Below are 19,746 nucleotides of genomic sequence, written 5' to 3' on the forward strand. Positions count from 1 at the left end.
CGGCCGGTTCGGGCGCTTTGCTCCTATTCTATGCGAAACCCACAATCAGCGCCCGCCGCGAAACACGGCAGACCGGTCGCCATGCTCGCTGCGCTCGATGAACTCGCGGAACACCGCCATGCGTTCGACGGTGCTGGCCGCGAGCGGACTGGGCAACTCATCCGGAGCGAACCAGCCGACCTGAAGGCTTTCCTCATCGCCGACGAAGGGTTGCGCGTTGCCGCCCGGACGCAGCGAGCACAGGAAGGAGTGATCCATATACTGCGCCTGGTCGCCATTGGCGTAGGTGATGACGCGATCGCTGCTGGTGACCGCCACCAGATCGGTGACCATCGCATCCACGCCGGTTTCCTCCTTGATTTCACGGACCGCCGTATCCGCGGGCTCCTCCCCCGGCTCGACAATCCCATACACCAGCGCCCACTGCCCGGTATCCGAACGCCTGCCGAGCAGTACGCGGCCCGACGCGTCACGCACATACGCGGTGACGCCGGTCAGCCACAGGAGGCTGTGACCAATGGATTTGCGCAATTCGACGATGAAATCTGGTGTCGGCATGGGTGCTCCTTACGGGAATGGGTGGGGGTGAATATGGGGTATGTCCGGGGCGGCTTGGAGATAGGTGCGGCGCCCCGGCGGTTGCAACAGGCAGGCAGCAGGCACACGCAGAATTCCAAACTCGGACCGCAGTCCTCTGTCTCCTCTCGTGCATATGCCGCCTTCCACCCCGGTTTCCGCCGCGAACCCTGCGCTCAGTACACGGCACGGGCTCAGACTGTGCCTGAGCCCGAACCACGATGCCTCACGCCTCAGCTCGGTCTTCAGTCCTCACGAGCCGCAGCACGCTCGGCAAGCCACGCTTCGACCTCGTCGATCTGCTTGGGAATGCCCGCGGAAATCCACTCGGGACCATGCTCGGTCATCAGCACATCATCCTCGATACGGATGCCGATACCACGCAGTTCAGGCGGCAGCAGCAAATCATTCGCAGCGAAATACAAGCCAGGCTCAATCGTGAAAATCATGCCCGGCATAATCTTCGCGCCCTGATACGACTCGTACCGAGCCTGCGCACAATCATGCACATCAAGACCCAAATGATGCGCGACACCGCACGCCAGCCAACGACGATGCTGCTGGCCTTGCGGGGACAGCGACTCCTCGACCGGAACCTTCAAAATACCCCACTCGTGCAGACGCTCCGCAATCACACGCATGCACGCATGATGAATATCCGAATACGTGGCACCCGGCTGAGCCGCCTCAAAACCGGCCTGCTGGGAATCCAACACCGCCTGGTACAGCTTGCGCTGCAACGGCGTGAACTTGCCGTTCACCGGGAACGTGCGCGTGATGTCGGCCGTGTACAGGCTATCGACCTCGACGCCCGCATCCACAAGCAGCAGCTCGCCATCGCCGACCACGCCGGTGTTGCGCATCCAATGCAAGATCGGCGCATGCTTGCCCGACGCGATAATCGTGTCATAGCCGACCGCATTGCCCTCCTCGCGGGCGACCGAATTGAACGCGCCCTCCAGCATGCGCTCCGAACGTGGGCGACCGATCACCCGCGGCAAATGGGTGAGCATGCGGTCGAACCCGTGCTTCGTGGCCTCAACAGCCTTACGGATCTCGCCAATCTCATAGGAATCCTTGATCATGCGCTGCTCGGAACCGAACTCCGCCAACGCCTCATCAGCCTTCGTGTTCGCATCCGGATCGCCAAAACCATTCGCCTCACGCACCCGCTCGACCATCTGCGTGATCGACGGGTCCGTCGTACGCACCACGCGCAACTGCACAGCGCCCGCCTCAGCGCCGACATCCTTGCTTATCGCGTCCTCAAGCGTGGCGATGTCATGGGTCTCAATGCCCGTCATCGCCTTCAACTCACGCAAACCGGCACGCGGGCCGACCCAATACTCGCCATAATGGGTATCGCGATAATAATCCGCAGTGCTGTTATCGGCGCGCGGGGCGACGAACAGTTCCGGCGTATGGGTTTTGCCGGCCTTCGCCTCCGGACTGTTCGGATCAAGCGGGTTGAGCACAAGCACGGCACCCGCCTCATAGTCGCAACCGAGGCCGGTGTAATATGCGAACGCAGTATCCGGACGGAACGCGTAATCGCAATCGTTGTTGCGCACTTTCGGCTGGCCCGCAGGAATCACAATGCGCTCGCCCGGGAACCGTTGACCCAGCGCCTCAAGACGCTTGCCAATGTACTTGCTGGATTCCAGCGGCTCGACTGCCGGCTCGGCGTTATCCCAGCCGGTGGTCATGAACTGGCGGAACGTCTCGCTGTTCGGGCGCAACGAACGGTTGTTCACCCGGTCCGCCATCGGCTGGTCCGGGCCGGGCGCGTTCTTGCTTTCCTCTGCCTCGTATGCCTTATCTGCTTCGGTCACTACCGAACTCATGTCACTCCTCCAACACAAGAATCGTTGTTGTTGCTGCTACTTTAGTCATACCCGCCGGTCACGATTGCCGCAAACGCCGGCATCCGCCGCGTTGCGCATGCGACGGCATACGTGATCCGCCGGCGCCCCATGACACGGAACCCGGCCAGCCCCATCCGGCACGTTGCGCGTGTTACGGAATACGCAACCCGCCGATACCCGCCCGAACACGCTCCCAAGCAACACTATCCAACGCGTTGCGCATGCCCAGACACACACAACCGGCCAAACCCTCCCTCCGAACCAGCGCATCCTCCACAAACCCATTCGCTCCGCATGCCACCACATACACGATATGCTGAAGACCAACTCGACACCGCCCCACACACTGACATCCGGCACGTTGCGCATGCCCCGCCACACGCAACGCAGACGTGCCACCGATGGTCTTCCGTTCTTCGGCAACGCGTCCGGCTATATATGTCCTCGGCAAACGAAACGCGAGCATACCGTCGATGGCGTGCCTACAACGTCGGCAACACCGGCAATCACGTATGCCCCGCCATACGCAACCCGGCCGAAACCCGGCCGGACACACCCCAAGAGCATCACCATCCGGCACGTTGAGCATGCGACGGAATACGCAACCCGGCCGAAACCCCATGACACGGGACCCAGCCAGCCCCATCCGGCACGTTGCGCGTGTCACGGAATACGCAACCCGTCAATACCCGGCCGAACACGCCCCCAAGCAACACCATCCGACGCGTTGCGCATGCCCAGACATACGCACCAGCCAAACCCTCCCTCCGAACCAGCACATCCTCCACAAACCCATTCACTCCGCATGCCGCCACATACACGCACAACTCAGCGCGCTCGAACACGACGCGGATCAGATAGCTGCCGCAATGTCAATGGCTTACTTATCTGCACCCGCCGCCCCAACTGTCGCTCCAACCGATCGGCGACGCTCGCCGCCAGCGCCACACGGGATTCCGCGCTGCGCAAGTCGGCGCCAGTCACGGCAACATGCGACCAACGTGCATCTCCGATTGCCTTCAATCGACGCTGATCACGATCCCACTGTCGAGCATGCTGTCTGCCATCATATTCGACTGCAACTCGCGCGTGAGGAAACGCCAAGTCCAAGAACAGCCGTTCATCGCAGTTCGGCGGTGTCAGTTGATAATTAACCTCCGGGCACGGTAACCCATGCTGCATCAGGGTCAATCGCAGCAACGTTTCGGGGAACGAATCAGTATTTTCTCGCATTAACGACAGTGCTCGGCTGCATACCTGAAATCTATTGCGCCCGTTATACCCATTCGTCTGTATGAAATCCGCTACACAGGATTCAAGCTGCGCTTTGGAATACCACTTCTGTTCAATATCGCGACGGGTAAGTGCATCCCCGAGTAATATCATCTCCTGCAATCCCGTCTTGCGGGCATACATAATCCATGTCATAGCCGGCGTCACGCAGGTAATATCATTGATGGTTACGGTCGGCAGTTCATGCGGCCAGACAATCGATCGGACACCATGAAGCTGCGGTCTGTTGGGACAATCGGGAGCCACGGCAGTCAAGCCGTCATAGTCGATTTCCGACGGAACCTCAACACACATCAATTTCAAAGCCGTTTCCAAGCCGAATATCAGACATCTACGACTACGAGATTGCGCTTCATAGCACCGTTGGACCGTAACAGCCCGTATTCGAATCAGTTTGGTCCGCGTTGATTCGAAGAAATCCCCGGTTCCGAGTTTGAGCGAACGTTGTATGAGATCCGAGCATTGCCACATATCTGTCATAATTCGACAGTATCCGCGCATACAACGTTGCGCATCTCAAAGCGGGACATGTGGATAAAAGTTGAGAATGGTCATACATCGCAGACTGCACAACGCATCCGGCATCGCGTGACAGGAACCACAACAAGAAAGTAAGTGCCGCACAGTCAATATCGCGGAGCGTGTTTGATTCATACCACACATATGCGGCGACCCAAGAGCCATGAGCTCAATGAGATTCAACCGGAGTGAGCTTGATTGGCGTTATACGCATGTGACGACATACATAATCTACGCAATGATGAGCTGTTTGCATGCGGATTCGTCTTGACTGATGCATGACGTATGCCGTGACATACATGATGCCGCAGATACCCACGCCTACGAGCACAATCGTGGCTCGATTCCGATGCTGCGTATGCCCCCACATGCGCAACCAATCAGATACCACTGCATATTCCAGCATAATCGGATGAAACAGACCGCTGCGTATGTTCTGGCATACGCAGCCCCAAATATCGCCGCGACACGCCGGCGTCGCCACTTGCCGCTTTTGATTAACAGAGTTAAACTTTTAATCAAGTTCAGATTCAACGACGAACCGTCCGCCCGCAAGCGGAGCAGGAGAACAGCCGCAAGGAGGTGCCATGAACACAGAATCTGCCGCCACAGCAACCCGATCAACCGTATCGGAAACCAACCGCTCACGCGTGTTGCACTACTTGTACACCCATGGCATCAGCTCGCGCGCCAGCATCGCTGAAGCACTCGGCCTGTCCGCCGCGGCAATCACGAAAATCACCGCACGTCTGATCGACGCCGACATCATCCATGAGGTGGGCGGCATCGAAGGCCGCAAGAACCGCAGATCCATCGGTCTGGAACTCGACCCGCACCAATTCCATTTCATCGGCGTCAAGTTCGCCCGCAGCCTCGTTGAGATTGGCGTATTCGACCTTAAGGGCGAGACCTCAAGCCTCACCGACCTGCCGCCCGTCAAGAATGACGCGATTCCCGACACGATTCGCATCATCCACGAAACCATCACCACCTTGCTTGACAACGACCCATCGATCGTCGCCATCGGCATGGCGGTCCCCGGCCCCTATTTGCGGCATGAAGGCAGAACCGCCGTCGTATCATCAATGCAAGGTTGGCGCACATTCAACTTCATTGACGAGTTTTTGGGTGCATTCCGCGTGCCCATATTCATTGAGCAGGACGCCCGCGCCGGCGTGCTCGCGCAATACCTGCTTGACCCGTCGAGCAGCAATTGCCGAAACCTCGCGTATTATCTGCTGGGCGAAGGCGTCGGCCTCGGCGTCATTGACGATGGCAGACTCGTCAACGGAGCCCAAGGCGCCGCAGCGGAAATCGGTCATGTCAGCATCGACGTCAACGGCCTGCCTTGCGATTGCGGCAACCGCGGATGCCTCGAACTCTACTGCTCGGCGGTCGCAATCCACCGTCGGCTCACTGAGACCGGCATCATTCCCGACTCCGACAACATGACTCACAAGCAAGCCTGCCACGCGCTGTTCGAACAAGCCGCGCAGGGCGATGCCGACGCCCAAGCACTCGTCCACGAGATTGGCCGGTATGTCGGCTACGGTTGCGTAACCATCTTCAACACATTCAACCCCGAGCGCATCGTCTTGGGCGATATCGTCGCCGAAGGCGGCCAACCTCTGCTGGACGCGGCGCGCGAAGTCGTGGACGAACGTGTCATCCCCGAACTCAACCAGGCAACCACCATCTGCCTGTCCAAGCTTCCCGCGGATGCCGCTGTCATCGGTGCCGCCGCGGTCGCCGTGACCCAGTTCCTTGAACATCCCTCAAGGTTCTTCACCATCACATAACCGCTACCCCACCGCCGGTATCACCGCAACCACGGCGAATCGACGAAACCAAGATTTCCCGAACGGAAAATAACACAAACACAACCACAACAACCTCCTATTGAAAGGAATCATCATGGCACAGCCAATCGTTCTCTCACTCGGCGAACTCCTGTGGGACATGCTCCCCAGCGGCAAGCGCGCAGGCGGCGCCCCGGTCAACTTCATCTATCACGCCATGCACAATGGCGCGGACGGCTACGCAATCAGCGCTGTCGGCGAGGATGAGCTCGGCGATGAGCTGGTCAAGGTCACCAAGGACGCCGGCATCAACGCGATTGTTCAGCGCAACGCCTGGCCGACCGGCACCGTCGATGTCGCGCTGAAGAACGGCATCCCCGAGTACACAATCGTCCGTGGCGTGGCATGGGACCACATCCTGTACACCCGCCAACTGATCGAACAGGTGGAGAAGGCTGACTGCGTGTGCTTCGGCACGCTCGGCCTGCGCTCCCCCGAATCGCATGACACGATCGTCGAACTGCTCAAGCACACGAAGACCGGCGCCATGAAGTTCTTCGATATCAACATCCGCGGCGACCACTATTCCAAGGAACTGATTGAGGAGCTGCTCGGCTACGCGACGGTGTTCAAGCTCAACGATGCGGAGCTCCTGCTGCTGCGTGATATGTTCGGCATTCGCGGCACTTCCGACGACGAGGCCTGCCGCTGGTTCCTCACCCAGTACGGCTTGGATTACATCATTCTGACCGGTGGATCGACCTTCAGCACGATCATTTCCAAGACCGGCGACAGCTCCACGCTGTCCACCCCGCATGTCGAGGTCGCGGACACCGTCGGTGCCGGCGACTCGTTCTCCGGCACCTTCGCGGCTAAGATCCTCACCGGCGCGAGCCTTGAGGAAGCTCACCGCGCGGCTGTGAACACCGCCGCCTTCGTGTGCACCAACGATGGCGCTTGGCCTGAGTATCCGGCGCAGATTCCGGATTATCTGGCCGAAGCCGGCATGTGATTTCGCTGGATTCGCACAGTTTTCGGACTCTGCGAATCGTTATCGGCTGGAGCTCTGCGGGTCTTACAGCTCCGTGAGCTCCAGTCTCATCAAATACTGATCCTTCTCTCAACATCGCGTTATTCCGCGGCTATTACGTGTTGTTCCGTACGATCCCGTGCTATTCCGTGAGATTCCGTGCTATTCCGCACAATCTCGCACGATTCTACGGAATAGCCACGCGATACCGTACGATACCGCGCACTACCACGCGATGCCACCGCCCGGCTTCCCCAATCGAGATTCTTCGCGGCAACACTGTTCCGCCGATGCAACCAGGACAAGTCAGGCGTCTCCTCTCTCTCAACGCTCACTTGTGCGACAGCCCAACGTGATCGGACCATCGCCCTTATCAGCGTCTATCTCTATCAGCATTAACCGTTATCAATCGCGTTGCAACAAAAGGGGAATATCATGGGCAACACTACTGCGACGGCGAAGAAAACCAACATCAAGGCACTCATCCCTGTGATTGCCACATTCTTCGTCATGGGTTTCGTCGATCTGGTCGGCACCGCCACCAACTACGTCAAGCCCGAATTCAACCTGTCCGACTCCCAAGCGAACCTGTTCACCTCCATGGTGTTCTTCTGGTTCCTGATTTTCTCCGTGCCCACCGGCGTGTTGATGAATAAAATCGGCCGGCGCAAAACGGTGCTTATTTCACTGATTGTCACCGCCGTGGCCATGCTGCTGCCGGTTGTCGCGTACACTGCGGTCGCCGGCACGCCACGACTGGTGCTTATGATTATCTCGTTCTCACTGCTGGGCATCGGCAATACACTGATGCAGGTGTCGCTCAATCCGCTGCTCACCGTGTTCGTGAACGGCGACAAGCTCGCCTCCACCCTCACCACCGGGCAGTTCGTCAAAGCGTTCGCGTCGTTCTTCGCACCGCTGATTGCCGGGTGGGGCGCATCCAAGCTCGGCGCATGGTGGGTGCTATACGTCATCTACCTGGTCATCGGCGTGATCGTCGGCGTGTCCTTGGCGCTTGACAAGATCGACGAACCCGCACCCGACGCGGGGCAGACCAGTGTCGCCAGCTGCTTCAAACTGCTCGGCAACCCGATTGTGTTGCTGTGCTTCCTGGGCATTATCGCGCACGTGGGCATTGATGTCGGCATCAACGCTCAGGCGCCGCGCATCCTGATGGAGCATACCGCGGTGCCGCTCGCCACCGCTGCCGGCGCGACCTCCGTGTACTTCGCGTTCCGCACCATCGGTACGGGACTTGGCGGCATCGTGCTGCAGAAGATGGATAACAAAACGGCGCTGCGCATTTGCGGTGTGATCATGGTGCTGGCCGTTGCTTGCTTCGCCGTATTCACCACGATGTCGTCCAACCCGCCGCAGTGGCTGTTCTACCTGGCGGTTGCGCTGATCGGTTTCGGCAACGCGAACGTGTTCTCGCTGTGCTTGTCTCACGCGCTGAACACCCTGCCCTCCCGCCAGAACGAGGTATCCGGCCTGATGATGATGGGCCTGATCGGAGGGGCAATCTTCCCGCCGATCATGGGTGCTGCCGCCGATGCGATGGGTCAAGCCGGTTCGATTATCGTCGTGGCGGTGGGTGCGATTTACGTGCTCGCCATTGCGCTGACGTACGACAAGGTGTTGGAGCCGGCGAAAAAGTAGGTGTCAGGTGCAATCGTGCACTCGGTGTACTAGTGCAATCGTGCAACAGCGCCGGAATGGTTCGCCAGTTCGGATAGTCTCGTTTCCGCCCAATTGCTGAGTTCGAGGGGCTCTTTGTGCGAGAATCGATTCGTGCAAAGAGCCCCTCAGCATTGTTGTCGGAGGGCAGGTACGGAGGTCCTATGGGTGGAAAGCTCCGAGGGGCGCCTGTTTGTGAGCCGATCCTCATATGGCGGGGACCTGCCTCCCGAAACCTGTGCTTCTCCGCATCTCCGCTACCTGGTTTGCGAGCAAGTCCTCACACGACGGTACGTTGCCATTGCCACAACCGGCGATGCCGTCTCCTCCATTACCTGGTTTGTGAGCGAATCCTCACACGATGGTACCCAGACCACCACGAATCACCATCGCAGGGTGGTCGTGCCACCCACTTTGTGAGCCGATCCTCACACAACAGGGATCGGCTTCACCAGACAGCAGCGATTCCGTCACCTCCACTACCCACTTTGTGAGCCAATCCTCACACGATGGGAATCGGACACATCAGAATCGGCACCTCCTCGCATCTCCAACACCCGGTTTGTGAGCTAATCCTCACACAACAGGGGTCGGCACACCACGAATCACCATCGCAGGGTGGTCGTGCCACCCAGATTGTGAGCCAATCCTCACACGACGTCACGGATTGGCAGACCCGCGATCAGCTGCGTATGCGGCGGCATACGCAACGCGACACATCATCAGAAAACCATGCCCGGTCAGCCGGCATTCATCACACCACGCATGCCCGGGCATGCGCAACAACGACATTACACTGCTGTCCGGCCGGCATCGCTGTCGAAACCGCCAACTTTGCATGCTGCGACATACACAAATCAACACGCCGCACACGAACTAACCCCACACAACGCACACCCAACACTCTACGTATGCCATCACATGCACAATGCCACCGCTCAGATGACGGGGACGCGCGAAGCATGGCTGGGGGCGTGTCCTGCCATCACATGCATAACGCCACCGCTCAGATAACACACTCAGATAACGGGGCCGCCGCTAGCGCCGGTTGAGTATGCCATCACATACACGCAACGCGACAATCCCGCCCAAGCCAAGCCACATCACTGCCGAAACCATCAATCGCGGATGCCACGGCATACATATCTCGCTACACCTCCGGCAGCTCAAGCCCAATCAGCGTACATTCGTCACGATATGTATGCGCTGACATGCTCAACCCACATCATCAGACACACCCGTCCAGGCGACGCACCCGTCCAGGCGACAGAATCGTCAGAAACGGCAGAACCCACGCAGACCAGCAGCAATACGGTATTTCCGATTGTCTGTTTTCCCCACAGCAACACGGCGTTCCGGCAGCCTGTCCTTCCTCGCAGACAGACCGGTCAGAATGTCCGGTCTCGCGATGACGGGAATGCGGAAGACCATCCGCAACAACCAGCAGTATGAAGACAGCCCGGGCAATGCCCTATCAAAGAGCACTACCCGGGCTGTTCCTGTCCAGCTCGCGAATCCTGCTTCACCGCAATCACGGAAATTCAGACATCACTCGTGTCTTTGGTGATTTTCCCACTTTGGTGACTTTCGCTCCTTGGTGACTTTCCCACCTTGGTGACTTTCCGGTCATTGCGGATCAGTTTCGTCAAGTCAGGACGATTGCCTGTCTATCGCACGATCACATTCGTCGGCTGGGCGTCGGCGAACAGCGACTTGGACATGGTGAATCCGAGCGTCACGTTTTGCTTCGCCCAGATGGTGCCGTTCCATGAAGCGTTGGTAATCACGTAATGATTGCCTTTGTGACTTGCGATGGTGCCGTTCCACAGGTTGGTGATGTCGCCGTCGAGGTCGAATTCGACGGTCCATCCACCTTCGTGTGCGGTATCGGTGGTGTTACCGACTTCCACCTGAACTGTTGCGCCGAGCATCCAGTTGCTGTTGACTTTCGCTTCAACGGTCAGGTCCGATGCGGCAGGCTTGGGATCTGCAGGCTTGGTGTCAGTCGACTGGGAGTCAGAGGAGTCAGTCTTCTGATCATCGGACGCCTTCTGGTCATCGGATGCTTTCGGAGTGTCGGGAGCCTTCGGATCAGTTGAATCCTTCGATGATTCTGCTGCCCCGGATTCCTGCGAAGCCCCATCCGAAGCCCCATCCGACACTCCATCCGACGCACCTTGCGAAGCGTCCGCAGCGACACCGTTCACCGTCAGGTTCGCCGGCAGCGCGCTGCTGGTCGGAGCCTTCGTCATGCCGAAGCCGAAGGACGTGCCGTGTTTCGGCGCGATCGAAGCATTCCACGAGGCATCTGAGACCACGTAGTGATTGCCGGTATGGCTGACGATCTTGCCGCACCACAGGTTGGTGATGGTGCCGTCCAGATCAAATTCGACCTTCCAACCACCGGTGTACGTGGCATCGGATGGATTGTTGACGGTCACGTTGACGTTCGCGCCCATACCCCAGTTGCTGCTGACGGCTGCTTCCGCGGTCAGACCGGTGGTGGTGGTCTGCGGTTCGCTCGGCGTGGTCGGTTCAGTCGGAGCGATCGGGTTTGTCGGCTCGCTTGGTTCGCTCGGTGTCGGATCCGGCGTGGGATCAGGCGTCGGGTCCGTGGTCGGCTCCGTGGTGCTTCCGTCAGTGTCGGTGCCGCTTGATTGGCTGGCACCGTCAATCATGGCTTGGATACGGCGACTGGTGTTGACCAGCCAGATGCCGCTGGTGGACAATTCGCTGCCGGTCCACTTGCTGGTCTTGCTCGTGGATTCCTTCAGGTAGGAGGCTCCCTCCCCCTTGTTGCACAGCGACCAGGCGGCGTAGCTGATGTTGTTGCGCGTCAGCAGCGTCATCCAATCGTTCGCGTTCGCGATGTCGATTCCACCCCAGCCGGATGCGTCGGTGATGCCGAACTCGGTGACGAACACCGGAGTGCCGGCCGACAAAGCCGTACGCAGCTTGTTCTTGATGTTGTCGTAATGCGTGCCCGCGTAGAAGTGCAGCGTGTATGCCACGTTGGTGAGCCCGTCTGCGGACAGTGGGTTGGCTGCGACCGCGTCCACGTCTTGCGACCACGTGTTGGTTCCGCAGATGACGATGGACTGGTTGCCGGTGGCGCGAATCGCCTTGGTAAGACGCTTGCTGTAGGTGTACAGGTCGTTGCCTGACCCGTCATACCAGGAGGTTGATGTCGGCTCGTTGTCGATTTCGTACAGGACGTTCTTCAGATTCTTGTACTTGGCAGCGTATTTGGTGAAGAACTCTTCTGCCTTGGCGGCGTCCTCGTTGGGGTTGTAGTTGAGGACGTGCCAGTCGAGGATGACGTACATGCCCAGTTCGTTGGCAGCGGTGACGGCTTCTTCGATTTTGGCGTCCATCTTTGCTTGTGAGCCCTGCAGGTAACCGCCTTCACGCGGGTAGAGCGCCAGGCGCACCATGTTGATGCCCCATTCGTCGCGCAACGACTGGAATGCATCGCGGTTGATGTACTGGGGGAACCATTGCACGCCGTGTGTGCTCGCGCCGCGCAGCTGGAAGGGCTGGCCGTGCTCGTCGAGTACGGTCGGCGCGCTGAATCCTGCCGCCTTGCCGATGGACAACTTGCCGTGCCGGCCTACCGGAGTGTCTTTGTAAGCCACGTCCTTCAACTCGCCGTTGACCGCGTAGGCGAGCTGATCGCCGCTGGCGTCCGCGGTGAAAGACTTCATCGCCTGCGTGTAGTCCACACTGCTCGCAGCAGCTGGCTGGGCTGCGACGGCGGACTGCGCGGACACGGCTGCAACGCCTGTCGCGCATCCTGTTGCTAGCATTGCACTGGCTGCGATCGCCGCGAGTATTCGCGACAATGCCTGACTGGTTGATGTCACATCAATCTCCTTCGATAACTGACTTTCCTTGGGATATTTCCTTGAATGAATTCCGTCTGGGCTTCTTGAAACTTCCTTAGAGGAATTCCTCGGGCGCTTCCGCAGAAGCCCTCGCGTGAATTCCTTGACCGCCCGGTCAACGACTGACCGGGCGCAGATTCACAGCTTATGTGCATCGGACAGTGCACAGTCAACGAGCTAATTGTGACCGACGTCACATTTCGCGTGAACCAAGCATCAAGAATAATCCATAATCTACCCAGCAGACAGCCATTGGTCATCAAACGGACAATGACAATAGACAACGCAATTGTCAACGGCCGGACCACAATCGCCACAATCAGCTATATATCAGCTCAAAAGAGATATGCGACCGGCATCATCCGGCAAGTCATCATCCGACCATCAGCAAATTACCGTCCTTCCGTCTTACGCCCTCTTCACGGCGACAATCGCATACGCGCACAGGTTCGCATCGTACCGGCGAAACACCTTGCGCATAGCAAGAACCCGCTTTCTACCCGCCGAATTGCGTATCATATTGCCGGCGAACCGCATCGCGCCGCCGAATCCCTCGTCACTGACGATGCGGGCAGGCTCCAGTAGGTGCATCGGACGTTCCATTGTGGCGGTGACGTCAAATCCTTCGCCGTCGAGCATGTCCACCCATTCGGGGAGCGTCAACGGTCTTGCCCCGACATGAATCGCCCGCGAGATTCCGCGTTCCAGGTCACTACGCAATTGCCGGTCGGCATCTTCCGGTTTCAATCCCATCTCATGGATCGCATAGCGACACCCGGGTTTGAGGATTCTCGCGGATTCACGCACTACGGCACGCTTGCGTTCAAGTGGGAGCATGGTCAGCATGGCCTCACCAATGACAAGGCTCGCAGACGCGTCCGGCAGACCGGTACGCGCGGCATCCGCCTTGACCATTCTCGCTTGACGGTGTTCACCGACGATCTCACCCATCGCCGTTTCGCCTTCCGGATTCGGATCGACACCCGTATAACTGCGGGGATTCACTGCGAGCAGTAACGCTGCGGTCTTGCCTACCCCGGGGCCGAATTCTACAATGTCATCGTCAGCATTCACGCCAACGGCATCAAGCATGGCATAAGTCAGCTCGATGCCACCAGGGCGCAGCACGCGTTTGCCCATCTTGGCGAGCAACCAGTGCCCCTGCAGGCGCTGTTCCTCGGGGCCGGAACGCTGTCCGTGGACACTTTGCGTTATCCGGGCATTCCGCGAGCCAATGACGCTCTGCTCGTCTGAAGGAGTGCCCGAAGTATTTGGCTTATTGGACATGTCCGAAGCGATCACCGATCACCATCCTGCTGTTCGAGTTGCAAATCTTCCTGTTCTTGAAGACGTTCACCGTGCCGACCCCCATGCCCATGGCATCCGCAGGTTCCATGATGACCCCGGTGAGACGGGTCACACGAATCCGGTTGCGCATTGCGAGCATCGCTCTCTTGCGCCTGACGCATCGATTCCACGTCAATCAGCGTTAACGACATACGGCTCGGCTCCAATGCCGTCAACGCATGCCTCTCCCCCGGCGCCAGATAAATCACGTCGCCCGCTGAGACGATATTCCTTGTCCCGCCGACCGTGAAATCGAACTTGCCTTCAAGAATATTGACGATCACCGCGCGCGCTGACGCGTGATCAGTGAGCACCTGCCCTTCACCGAACGTAAAGAACACGTGTCGCAACAACGGGTTGTTCACCACTACGCGAGAGGTGGTCGTGTCATCAAGAATGGGAAGATTCTCGTTGATTCCGGTACTCACGACAGATTCGGAAACAGTTGTTTTGGCCATAACGCCTCTCTTTCTGTATTCGGTATGAGACAAATCTTGCACGAGTCGCGTCCTGGCGATACGCAGAAACGCTGAATGCAGGTTCATTATCACAATGGCGGCGCAACACTTCAAGACTTTTCAACGGGAAATTGGAGCCAGCAGTGTGGTTGTATCACACCGGCCAATGGTTTCATCTGCCTGTCCCGTAGGCAAAAACTCCAGACATACGCTGTTACGATAATCGTCTGCCCGGGCCATGCCGATACGACTGGGCATGGCAGGCAACCAGGTAAGATCGCGGCAGACGCAGCTTACGATGCGGCACTGGCGTCGCGACACCGGAACACCGCACGCCGATCTGCGGGTATCTGCGGTATCTGTAGTACCTGCCGGAGACCATCTCGCTTATCAGGGTTCGACGACTGGCGATACCGCAAGTACGACTGTCGATATTCCGCGGATCATACTCGCGGTATCAGGCACGCACGAACACAGATAGTGGAGATATCGTTCGCGGGGTACTACAGATAAGGGAGATACTCGCTCTTCGATACCACTGATATACGAGATACTGTCATCGCCCCGATATGGGCAACTTAGCATGACGGGGAGCTCAGAATGACGGGAGCTCAGACTGACAGCTACTGCCCTTGACCCTTACCCTGACACAATCTGCATCGGGGATATCGCCCCGATAAGATTCTTCCGCGTTGACACAAGCCTGCTTAGCGTCACTCCATGGGATATACCCGGTACGGGGGTGAATCTCCGCATCTTCTTCGGCGCCATGGGAGCAAAATCCCTGGCATGGAACAGTTGAATACGGGCAGCGTTACCTGCCCGATGCGCTCGCATATAATCTGGAGACACTCGGCGTGAGATCCATGCAGGAGGAGGTTTCGTTGCAACCGTTCGCAACGCTGCTCACACGCAGCCGTGCGGTGACCCCGTTGTTCGCCGTGGCTTCGAATATCGTCATGCAAGTCGCAAATGCATGGTCGTTTGCGCTCGATGGCACGCCCGCATTCCGGATTGATACGAGCCAGGAGCATTCGGTTCAAGGTCAGTGGCCGCAGCGATTGACCAGTGTCCGTCCTCGATTATCGTGCTTGAGGGAACACCGGACATAGTCAACGAGGCTTTGCTGTTTTCGCCGACAAGGCAAGACAGCAAGAAGACGCTTATCTTCCCGGTAGGCGCATACACGAATCTCCCGTTGATTGCCCCGGAAGTGTGGGAGAACATGCTGCTTGTTCTCTCCGAGCAACTGGTCGCGTCCCGGCGGCGCATCGTGCTGTGCGGCATTGCGTGAAAATCCCTCCCACCGAACCGCTCAACTCCCTGCAGGTCGTGGACGAACTGAACGATTTGGGTTTCACGCTTGCCGATACCGTTCCCCCTCAAATCGCTTGCACATCTCGCCGCATTCCGTGCCGCCACCAAGGGACTCGGCGGTGCGAACGTCTGGCTGCAGTATCAGTTGACTGTGCGGACCAATGCAGCGCAGGATGCGAAACATGCGCAGGCGCTGAGCGGAGGGTTCGGTCCGGTTGACGCGGTTCAGGATTTGCTTGCGGCGTTGGACGGGCATCATCATGTCCGTTGATGTATTGAGGGCGATTGCCGATGACCTAGGGATTGTGCCGCTCCCCCACGAGGATGAGCAATCGCGTTGGATGAGAACGCTGCAATCCAGCCTTCGGTTCCAGATCCAGGCAGCGTGCATTGACGATGGATATGGCGGAACATACGGCGTGACGCCACGACATGCCCGGGAGCGCGCCGAACCTTGGTTGACGGGCGTCGAACGGTATATGCATGGAATGACAACATTCATGTGCGACACCTCTGTTACGGATGCCATGAACGTATTGCTGTGGTCCGGGGATCTTGTGGAAGAGAACGGACTGTACCCTGTCAGATAATAACATTTTTCAAGCTTGCCCTTTTCTCCGTAGAATGGCATATTTTTCGTAACAAGCATCATGTCCATATACCATCATTTTCGGAACACCGTCTACCGGTGCTAAGCTTTTCTCAGCATTGTCGCTTGTTTGCAGCGGCAAGGACATGCAAGGTCATGTTGAGGAGAGGATACAAGAACTATGGAGTTCATTGAAAAACCACAGAGCGAACTCGATTTTGAACAGAACCTCATTGATTATCTGCAGCATATCGGTGGTAGCAAGCAGTGGGAGTATCGGCCGGATATCAAAACCATTCCGGGGCTGTGGAAGAATTTTCGCGAAATCCTTGAACGCAATAATGCAGATAAGCTTCAAGGACGACCGCTGAGCGATCAGGAGTTCGCCCAGATTCAAAAGGAGATCAAAGCCCTTTCATCACCGTTCAAAGCAGGACAATGGATTTACGGAGTTGGTGGCGTAACACAGGTCACCGTTCAACGCGATGACGTCAATGGTGGCAACGTCATTTATCTGACGGTGTTCGACCAAGACCAAGTCGGCGCCGGAAATACTACTTACCAGATAGTAAACCAAGTGCAGCGGCACCACGTCCAAGCAGGAACGAAAGACTGCCGCTTCGACACCACGCTACTCATCAACGGGCTGCCGATTATCCAAATCGAGGAAAAGACCTCATCGCACGATGCACTTGAGGGGCTGAACCAGATTCGCCAATATATCGGATGCGGTCTGTACGGGGACATCTACTCAACGGTCCAGATTCTTATCGGCATGACGCCCACGGACGTGCGATATATGGCAAACACCGACGCCGATTCCTTCAACACTGCATTCGCATTCCACTGGCAAGACGAGCAACGAAGCACACCCGTGTTTGGATGGAAGGAATTCTGCAACTCGTTCTTGTCGATTCCGCAAGCGCATCGAATGGCGACAAGTTATATGATTCTTGACAATGCCAAGAATCACAAGAATCTCATCGTTATGCGCCCTTACCAAGTATATGCAACAAAGCGCGTACTGGAGCGTCTGCGCAACCATACATTCGGAACCGACAACCAAGAGGTGGGTTATATTTGGCACACCACGGGCTCGGGAAAAACCATCAGCAGTTTCAAAACTGCTTGGCTCGCTTCGCGCTTGCCGAATGTTGACAAGGTCGTGTTTGTTGTTGACCGCAGGGCACTGACCAGACAGACATTCGACAACTATCAGGCGTATGACCCCGATTATGATCCCGAACAGGCAGTAGGCAGCGACGACAAGCAGGGTATCATTTCCGATACCGCCAATGTCAACGATCTAAGACGAAAGCTCAGAAGCAGCTCAACGCGGCATTCAATCATCGTCACGTCGATACAGAAGCTCGCGAAACTCTGCAAATCAGATGCGTTTCCGACTCAAGACAATAAGAACGTGGTTTTCATCGTGGACGAAGCACACCGCTCAACGAACGGCGAAATGCTCCCTCAAATCAAGAAGAAATTCCCGCGCTCGGCATGGGTCGGGTACACGGGTACCCCGGCATTCGACGGCGGTCTCACACAAGCAGCTTTCGGCGATCTCATCCACGCATATACGATTCGCGAAGCGATAGCAGATAAGAATGTTCTTGGTTTCCATGTTGATTTCGAGCACACGCTTCCAGATGCTGAAATCCGTGAGAAAGTGCTGCCTGTCGTTCTCAAAGAGAAGTATCCGTCATGGACCGATAAAGAAATAGACAATGCCATTGCCCGCATGTCGAATGACGAGGCGGAGGATTATGTGGATTCCGGAGTCTATGACAACAATCCACAACATATCGAAAAGGTCGTCGAGGACATCGTCAAGAAGTGGCGCAACCGGTCTGAGAACTTCCGCTATGATGCAATCCTGACCACGCATGTGCGTAGCGGTGGCTCGTCCATTCCTATGGCACTCGCCTATTACCGGGAGTTCAAGAAGGCAAATAACCGACTGGCATCCGAAGGCAAACGCACTATAAAAGTGGCGGTGACATTCTCATATGCAACGGACAACAGCTCTCGCCAATTCGATGACAATAACGGATTAAGGGAAGCCATTCGAGATTACGACAGTATGTTCAACACCTCATTCGCGGGCGATGAGTTGAATGTCGATGACTATTTCTCTGACATCATGGACAGACTAGCAGACAAGCAGCGCGAAGGTGAAAAACTCGATTTGGTCATCGTGGTCGATCAACTGCTCACCGGATATGATGCCCCCAAAGTCAACACACTCTACGTCGACCGCTTGCTCGCCGGCGCTAACCTCATTCAAGCGTATTCCCGCACTAATCGCATCGAAGACCCACATCTCAAGCCATTTGGACATATCGTCAACTACCGCTATCCGGTAGTTGCGAAGAAACTCATGGACGAAGCAATCAGCGTGTATGCCAACCGCGACTCTGCTGTCGTCCAGGATACGCTGCCCGAACCGGAACCTCCGACACCTGAACCCAACCCCATCATCATGCCTGCCTTCAAGGAAAAAACAAAACAGACAGCAGATTTACTCGCTGAAATCAGCAACATGACTGATGGATTCCGGATTTGCCCGCCAAGCGAGAACGAGAAGGAACATCTCGCTCAGCTGATTATGCAGGTCAGCGATGACGTCGCCGCATTGAAACAGTATCCCGAGTTCGATTATGACCATCCGGAACAGCTGTACAATCTGCTCGACGTAGAAAAAGAACAATACGAATGGACGGTATCGACTTTGTGGCGGATGGTTGCACCAGAGCCGCCATCTCCAAACCCCGTCATGCCCTCATTGGTATTCCGTGTTGAACATATCACCGATGTCCGCGTGAACTACGATTACATCACCAAGCTTCTAGCCGACCTGCTGAATGCTGTCCATAACGGCGATGATGATGTACAACAACGTTATAACGAACTCGAACAGCAGACAGCTGCTATGGATAATCGCCATCAGGCAACTCGCGTGCTCAGCACGGCAAGGGCAGCGCTGAGTGGACAACTCGATAATGGTATTGTCAATTATCCGGCGAAACCTGAAGATATGGACGATGTCATCAACCAACACACTCAGGAAACCCGACGCCATGAAGTGCTTGAGTTCAAGAAGAAATGGGGCCTGGTCGACGTTACTACAGCACAGATTCTCATTGACCATATCATCGATCGGCATGTTGAAGGCAACGACGATTTGAACCAAGGCAGCGAACTGGAAAAACTCCTCAAAGGCGCGCTCACACGCGACGGTAACGGATGCTACTACCAACATGATGCCGAAGACCCTGAAATCCGCTCCCTTTCCAGATTGCAATATCGCAACAAGCTCAGCGGGGCGCTGCGGGAATTCGCCGACCGGATGGTTCGTGATTACTGATAACCGTTAACACGGAAATCAA

Annotated in this window: 12 protein-coding genes; 6 read left to right on the top strand and 6 right to left on the bottom strand. The window is 56.9% G+C overall.

Going from position 1 to position 19,746, the window contains the following annotated elements; genetic code table 11:
- Window positions 1-45 precede the first annotated feature (45 nt).
- From DSM100238_RS00765 to DSM100238_RS00775, 3 genes are all read right to left on the bottom strand, one after another.
- Window positions 46-558 (bottom strand): NUDIX hydrolase, encoded by a 513-nt coding sequence (locus DSM100238_RS00765; protein WP_152354836.1) that lies wholly within the window; start codon window positions 556-558, stop codon window positions 46-48.
- Between the two features lie 263 nt (window positions 559-821).
- Window positions 822-2,420, bottom strand: a complete 1,599-nt coding sequence (locus DSM100238_RS00770; protein WP_152354837.1) for an aminopeptidase P family protein — start codon at window positions 2,418-2,420, stop codon at window positions 822-824.
- A gap of 849 nt (window positions 2,421-3,269) precedes the next feature.
- Entirely contained in the window at window positions 3,270-4,049 is a 780-nt protein-coding gene (locus DSM100238_RS00775; protein ID WP_152354838.1) for a hypothetical protein, read from the bottom strand.
- Between the two features lie 791 nt (window positions 4,050-4,840).
- Between DSM100238_RS00775 and DSM100238_RS00780 the strand changes: the two genes are divergently transcribed.
- The 3 genes from DSM100238_RS00780 to DSM100238_RS00790 all read left to right on the top strand — a co-directional run bounded on the left by DSM100238_RS00780 (window position 4,841) and on the right by DSM100238_RS00790 (window position 8,741).
- Window positions 4,841-6,052, top strand: coding sequence for an ROK family transcriptional regulator (locus tag DSM100238_RS00780; protein WP_152354839.1), 1,212 nt, complete (start codon window positions 4,841-4,843; stop codon window positions 6,050-6,052).
- A gap of 115 nt (window positions 6,053-6,167) precedes the next feature.
- Entirely contained in the window at window positions 6,168-7,064 is an 897-nt protein-coding gene (locus DSM100238_RS00785) for a carbohydrate kinase family protein (RefSeq protein ID WP_152354840.1), read from the top strand.
- Between the two features lie 453 nt (window positions 7,065-7,517).
- Window positions 7,518-8,741 carry an MFS transporter gene (locus tag DSM100238_RS00790; RefSeq protein ID WP_152354841.1) on the top strand — a complete coding sequence of 408 codons (1,224 nt, stop codon included), beginning with the start codon at window positions 7,518-7,520 and terminating at the stop codon, window positions 8,739-8,741.
- 1,685 nt (window positions 8,742-10,426) lie between these two features.
- On the opposite strand, the gene DSM100238_RS00795 is transcribed toward DSM100238_RS00790, so the two are convergent.
- The 3 genes from DSM100238_RS00795 to DSM100238_RS00805 form a co-directional block, all read right to left on the bottom strand.
- Window positions 10,427-12,622, bottom strand: coding sequence for a cellulase family glycosylhydrolase (locus DSM100238_RS00795; protein WP_152354842.1), 2,196 nt, complete (start codon window positions 12,620-12,622; stop codon window positions 10,427-10,429).
- 429 nt (window positions 12,623-13,051) lie between these two features.
- Entirely contained in the window at window positions 13,052-13,930 is an 879-nt protein-coding gene (locus tag DSM100238_RS00800) for a class I SAM-dependent methyltransferase (protein WP_152354843.1), read from the bottom strand.
- An 11-nt stretch (window positions 13,931-13,941) separates the two neighbouring features.
- The gene (locus DSM100238_RS00805) at window positions 13,942-14,448 is read right to left on the bottom strand and encodes a cupin domain-containing protein (protein WP_152354844.1); all 507 of its coding nucleotides are present in this window, start codon (window positions 14,446-14,448) and stop codon (window positions 13,942-13,944) included.
- Between the two features lie 1,048 nt (window positions 14,449-15,496).
- Between DSM100238_RS00805 and DSM100238_RS00810 the strand changes: the two genes are divergently transcribed.
- The 3 genes from DSM100238_RS00810 to DSM100238_RS00820 all read left to right on the top strand — a co-directional run bounded on the left by DSM100238_RS00810 (window position 15,497) and on the right by DSM100238_RS00820 (window position 19,724).
- Window positions 15,497-15,742 carry a hypothetical protein gene (locus tag DSM100238_RS00810; RefSeq protein WP_152354845.1) on the top strand — a complete coding sequence of 82 codons (246 nt, stop codon included), beginning with the start codon at window positions 15,497-15,499 and terminating at the stop codon, window positions 15,740-15,742.
- Window positions 15,743-15,811: 69 nt separating this feature from the next.
- Window positions 15,812-16,036, top strand: a complete 225-nt coding sequence (locus DSM100238_RS00815) for a hypothetical protein (protein ID WP_152354846.1) — start codon at window positions 15,812-15,814, stop codon at window positions 16,034-16,036.
- A 499-nt stretch (window positions 16,037-16,535) separates the two neighbouring features.
- Window positions 16,536-19,724, top strand: a complete 3,189-nt coding sequence (locus DSM100238_RS00820) for a type I restriction endonuclease subunit R (protein ID WP_205730658.1) — start codon at window positions 16,536-16,538, stop codon at window positions 19,722-19,724.
- Window positions 19,725-19,746: the final 22 nt, after the last annotated feature.

Source organism: Bifidobacterium apri (genome assembly GCF_009299485.1).
Classification (GTDB): domain Bacteria; phylum Actinomycetota; class Actinomycetes; order Actinomycetales; family Bifidobacteriaceae; genus Bifidobacterium; species Bifidobacterium apri.

Coding starts and splice junctions, on each gene's coding strand:
- DSM100238_RS00765 (WP_152354836.1), bottom strand. CDS start 558: ATGCCGACACCAGATTTCATCGTCGAATTGCGCAAATCCATTGGTCAC.
- DSM100238_RS00770 (WP_152354837.1), bottom strand. CDS start 2,420: ATGAGTTCGGTAGTGACCGAAGCAGATAAGGCATACGAGGCAGAGGAA.
- DSM100238_RS00780 (WP_152354839.1), top strand. CDS start 4,841: ATGAACACAGAATCTGCCGCCACAGCAACCCGATCAACCGTATCGGAA.
- DSM100238_RS00785 (WP_152354840.1), top strand. CDS start 6,168: ATGGCACAGCCAATCGTTCTCTCACTCGGCGAACTCCTGTGGGACATG.
- DSM100238_RS00790 (WP_152354841.1), top strand. CDS start 7,518: ATGGGCAACACTACTGCGACGGCGAAGAAAACCAACATCAAGGCACTC.
- DSM100238_RS00800 (WP_152354843.1), bottom strand. CDS start 13,930: ATGTCCAATAAGCCAAATACTTCGGGCACTCCTTCAGACGAGCAGAGC.
- DSM100238_RS00805 (WP_152354844.1), bottom strand. CDS start 14,448: ATGGCCAAAACAACTGTTTCCGAATCTGTCGTGAGTACCGGAATCAAC.
- DSM100238_RS00820 (WP_205730658.1), top strand. CDS start 16,536: ATGGAGTTCATTGAAAAACCACAGAGCGAACTCGATTTTGAACAGAAC.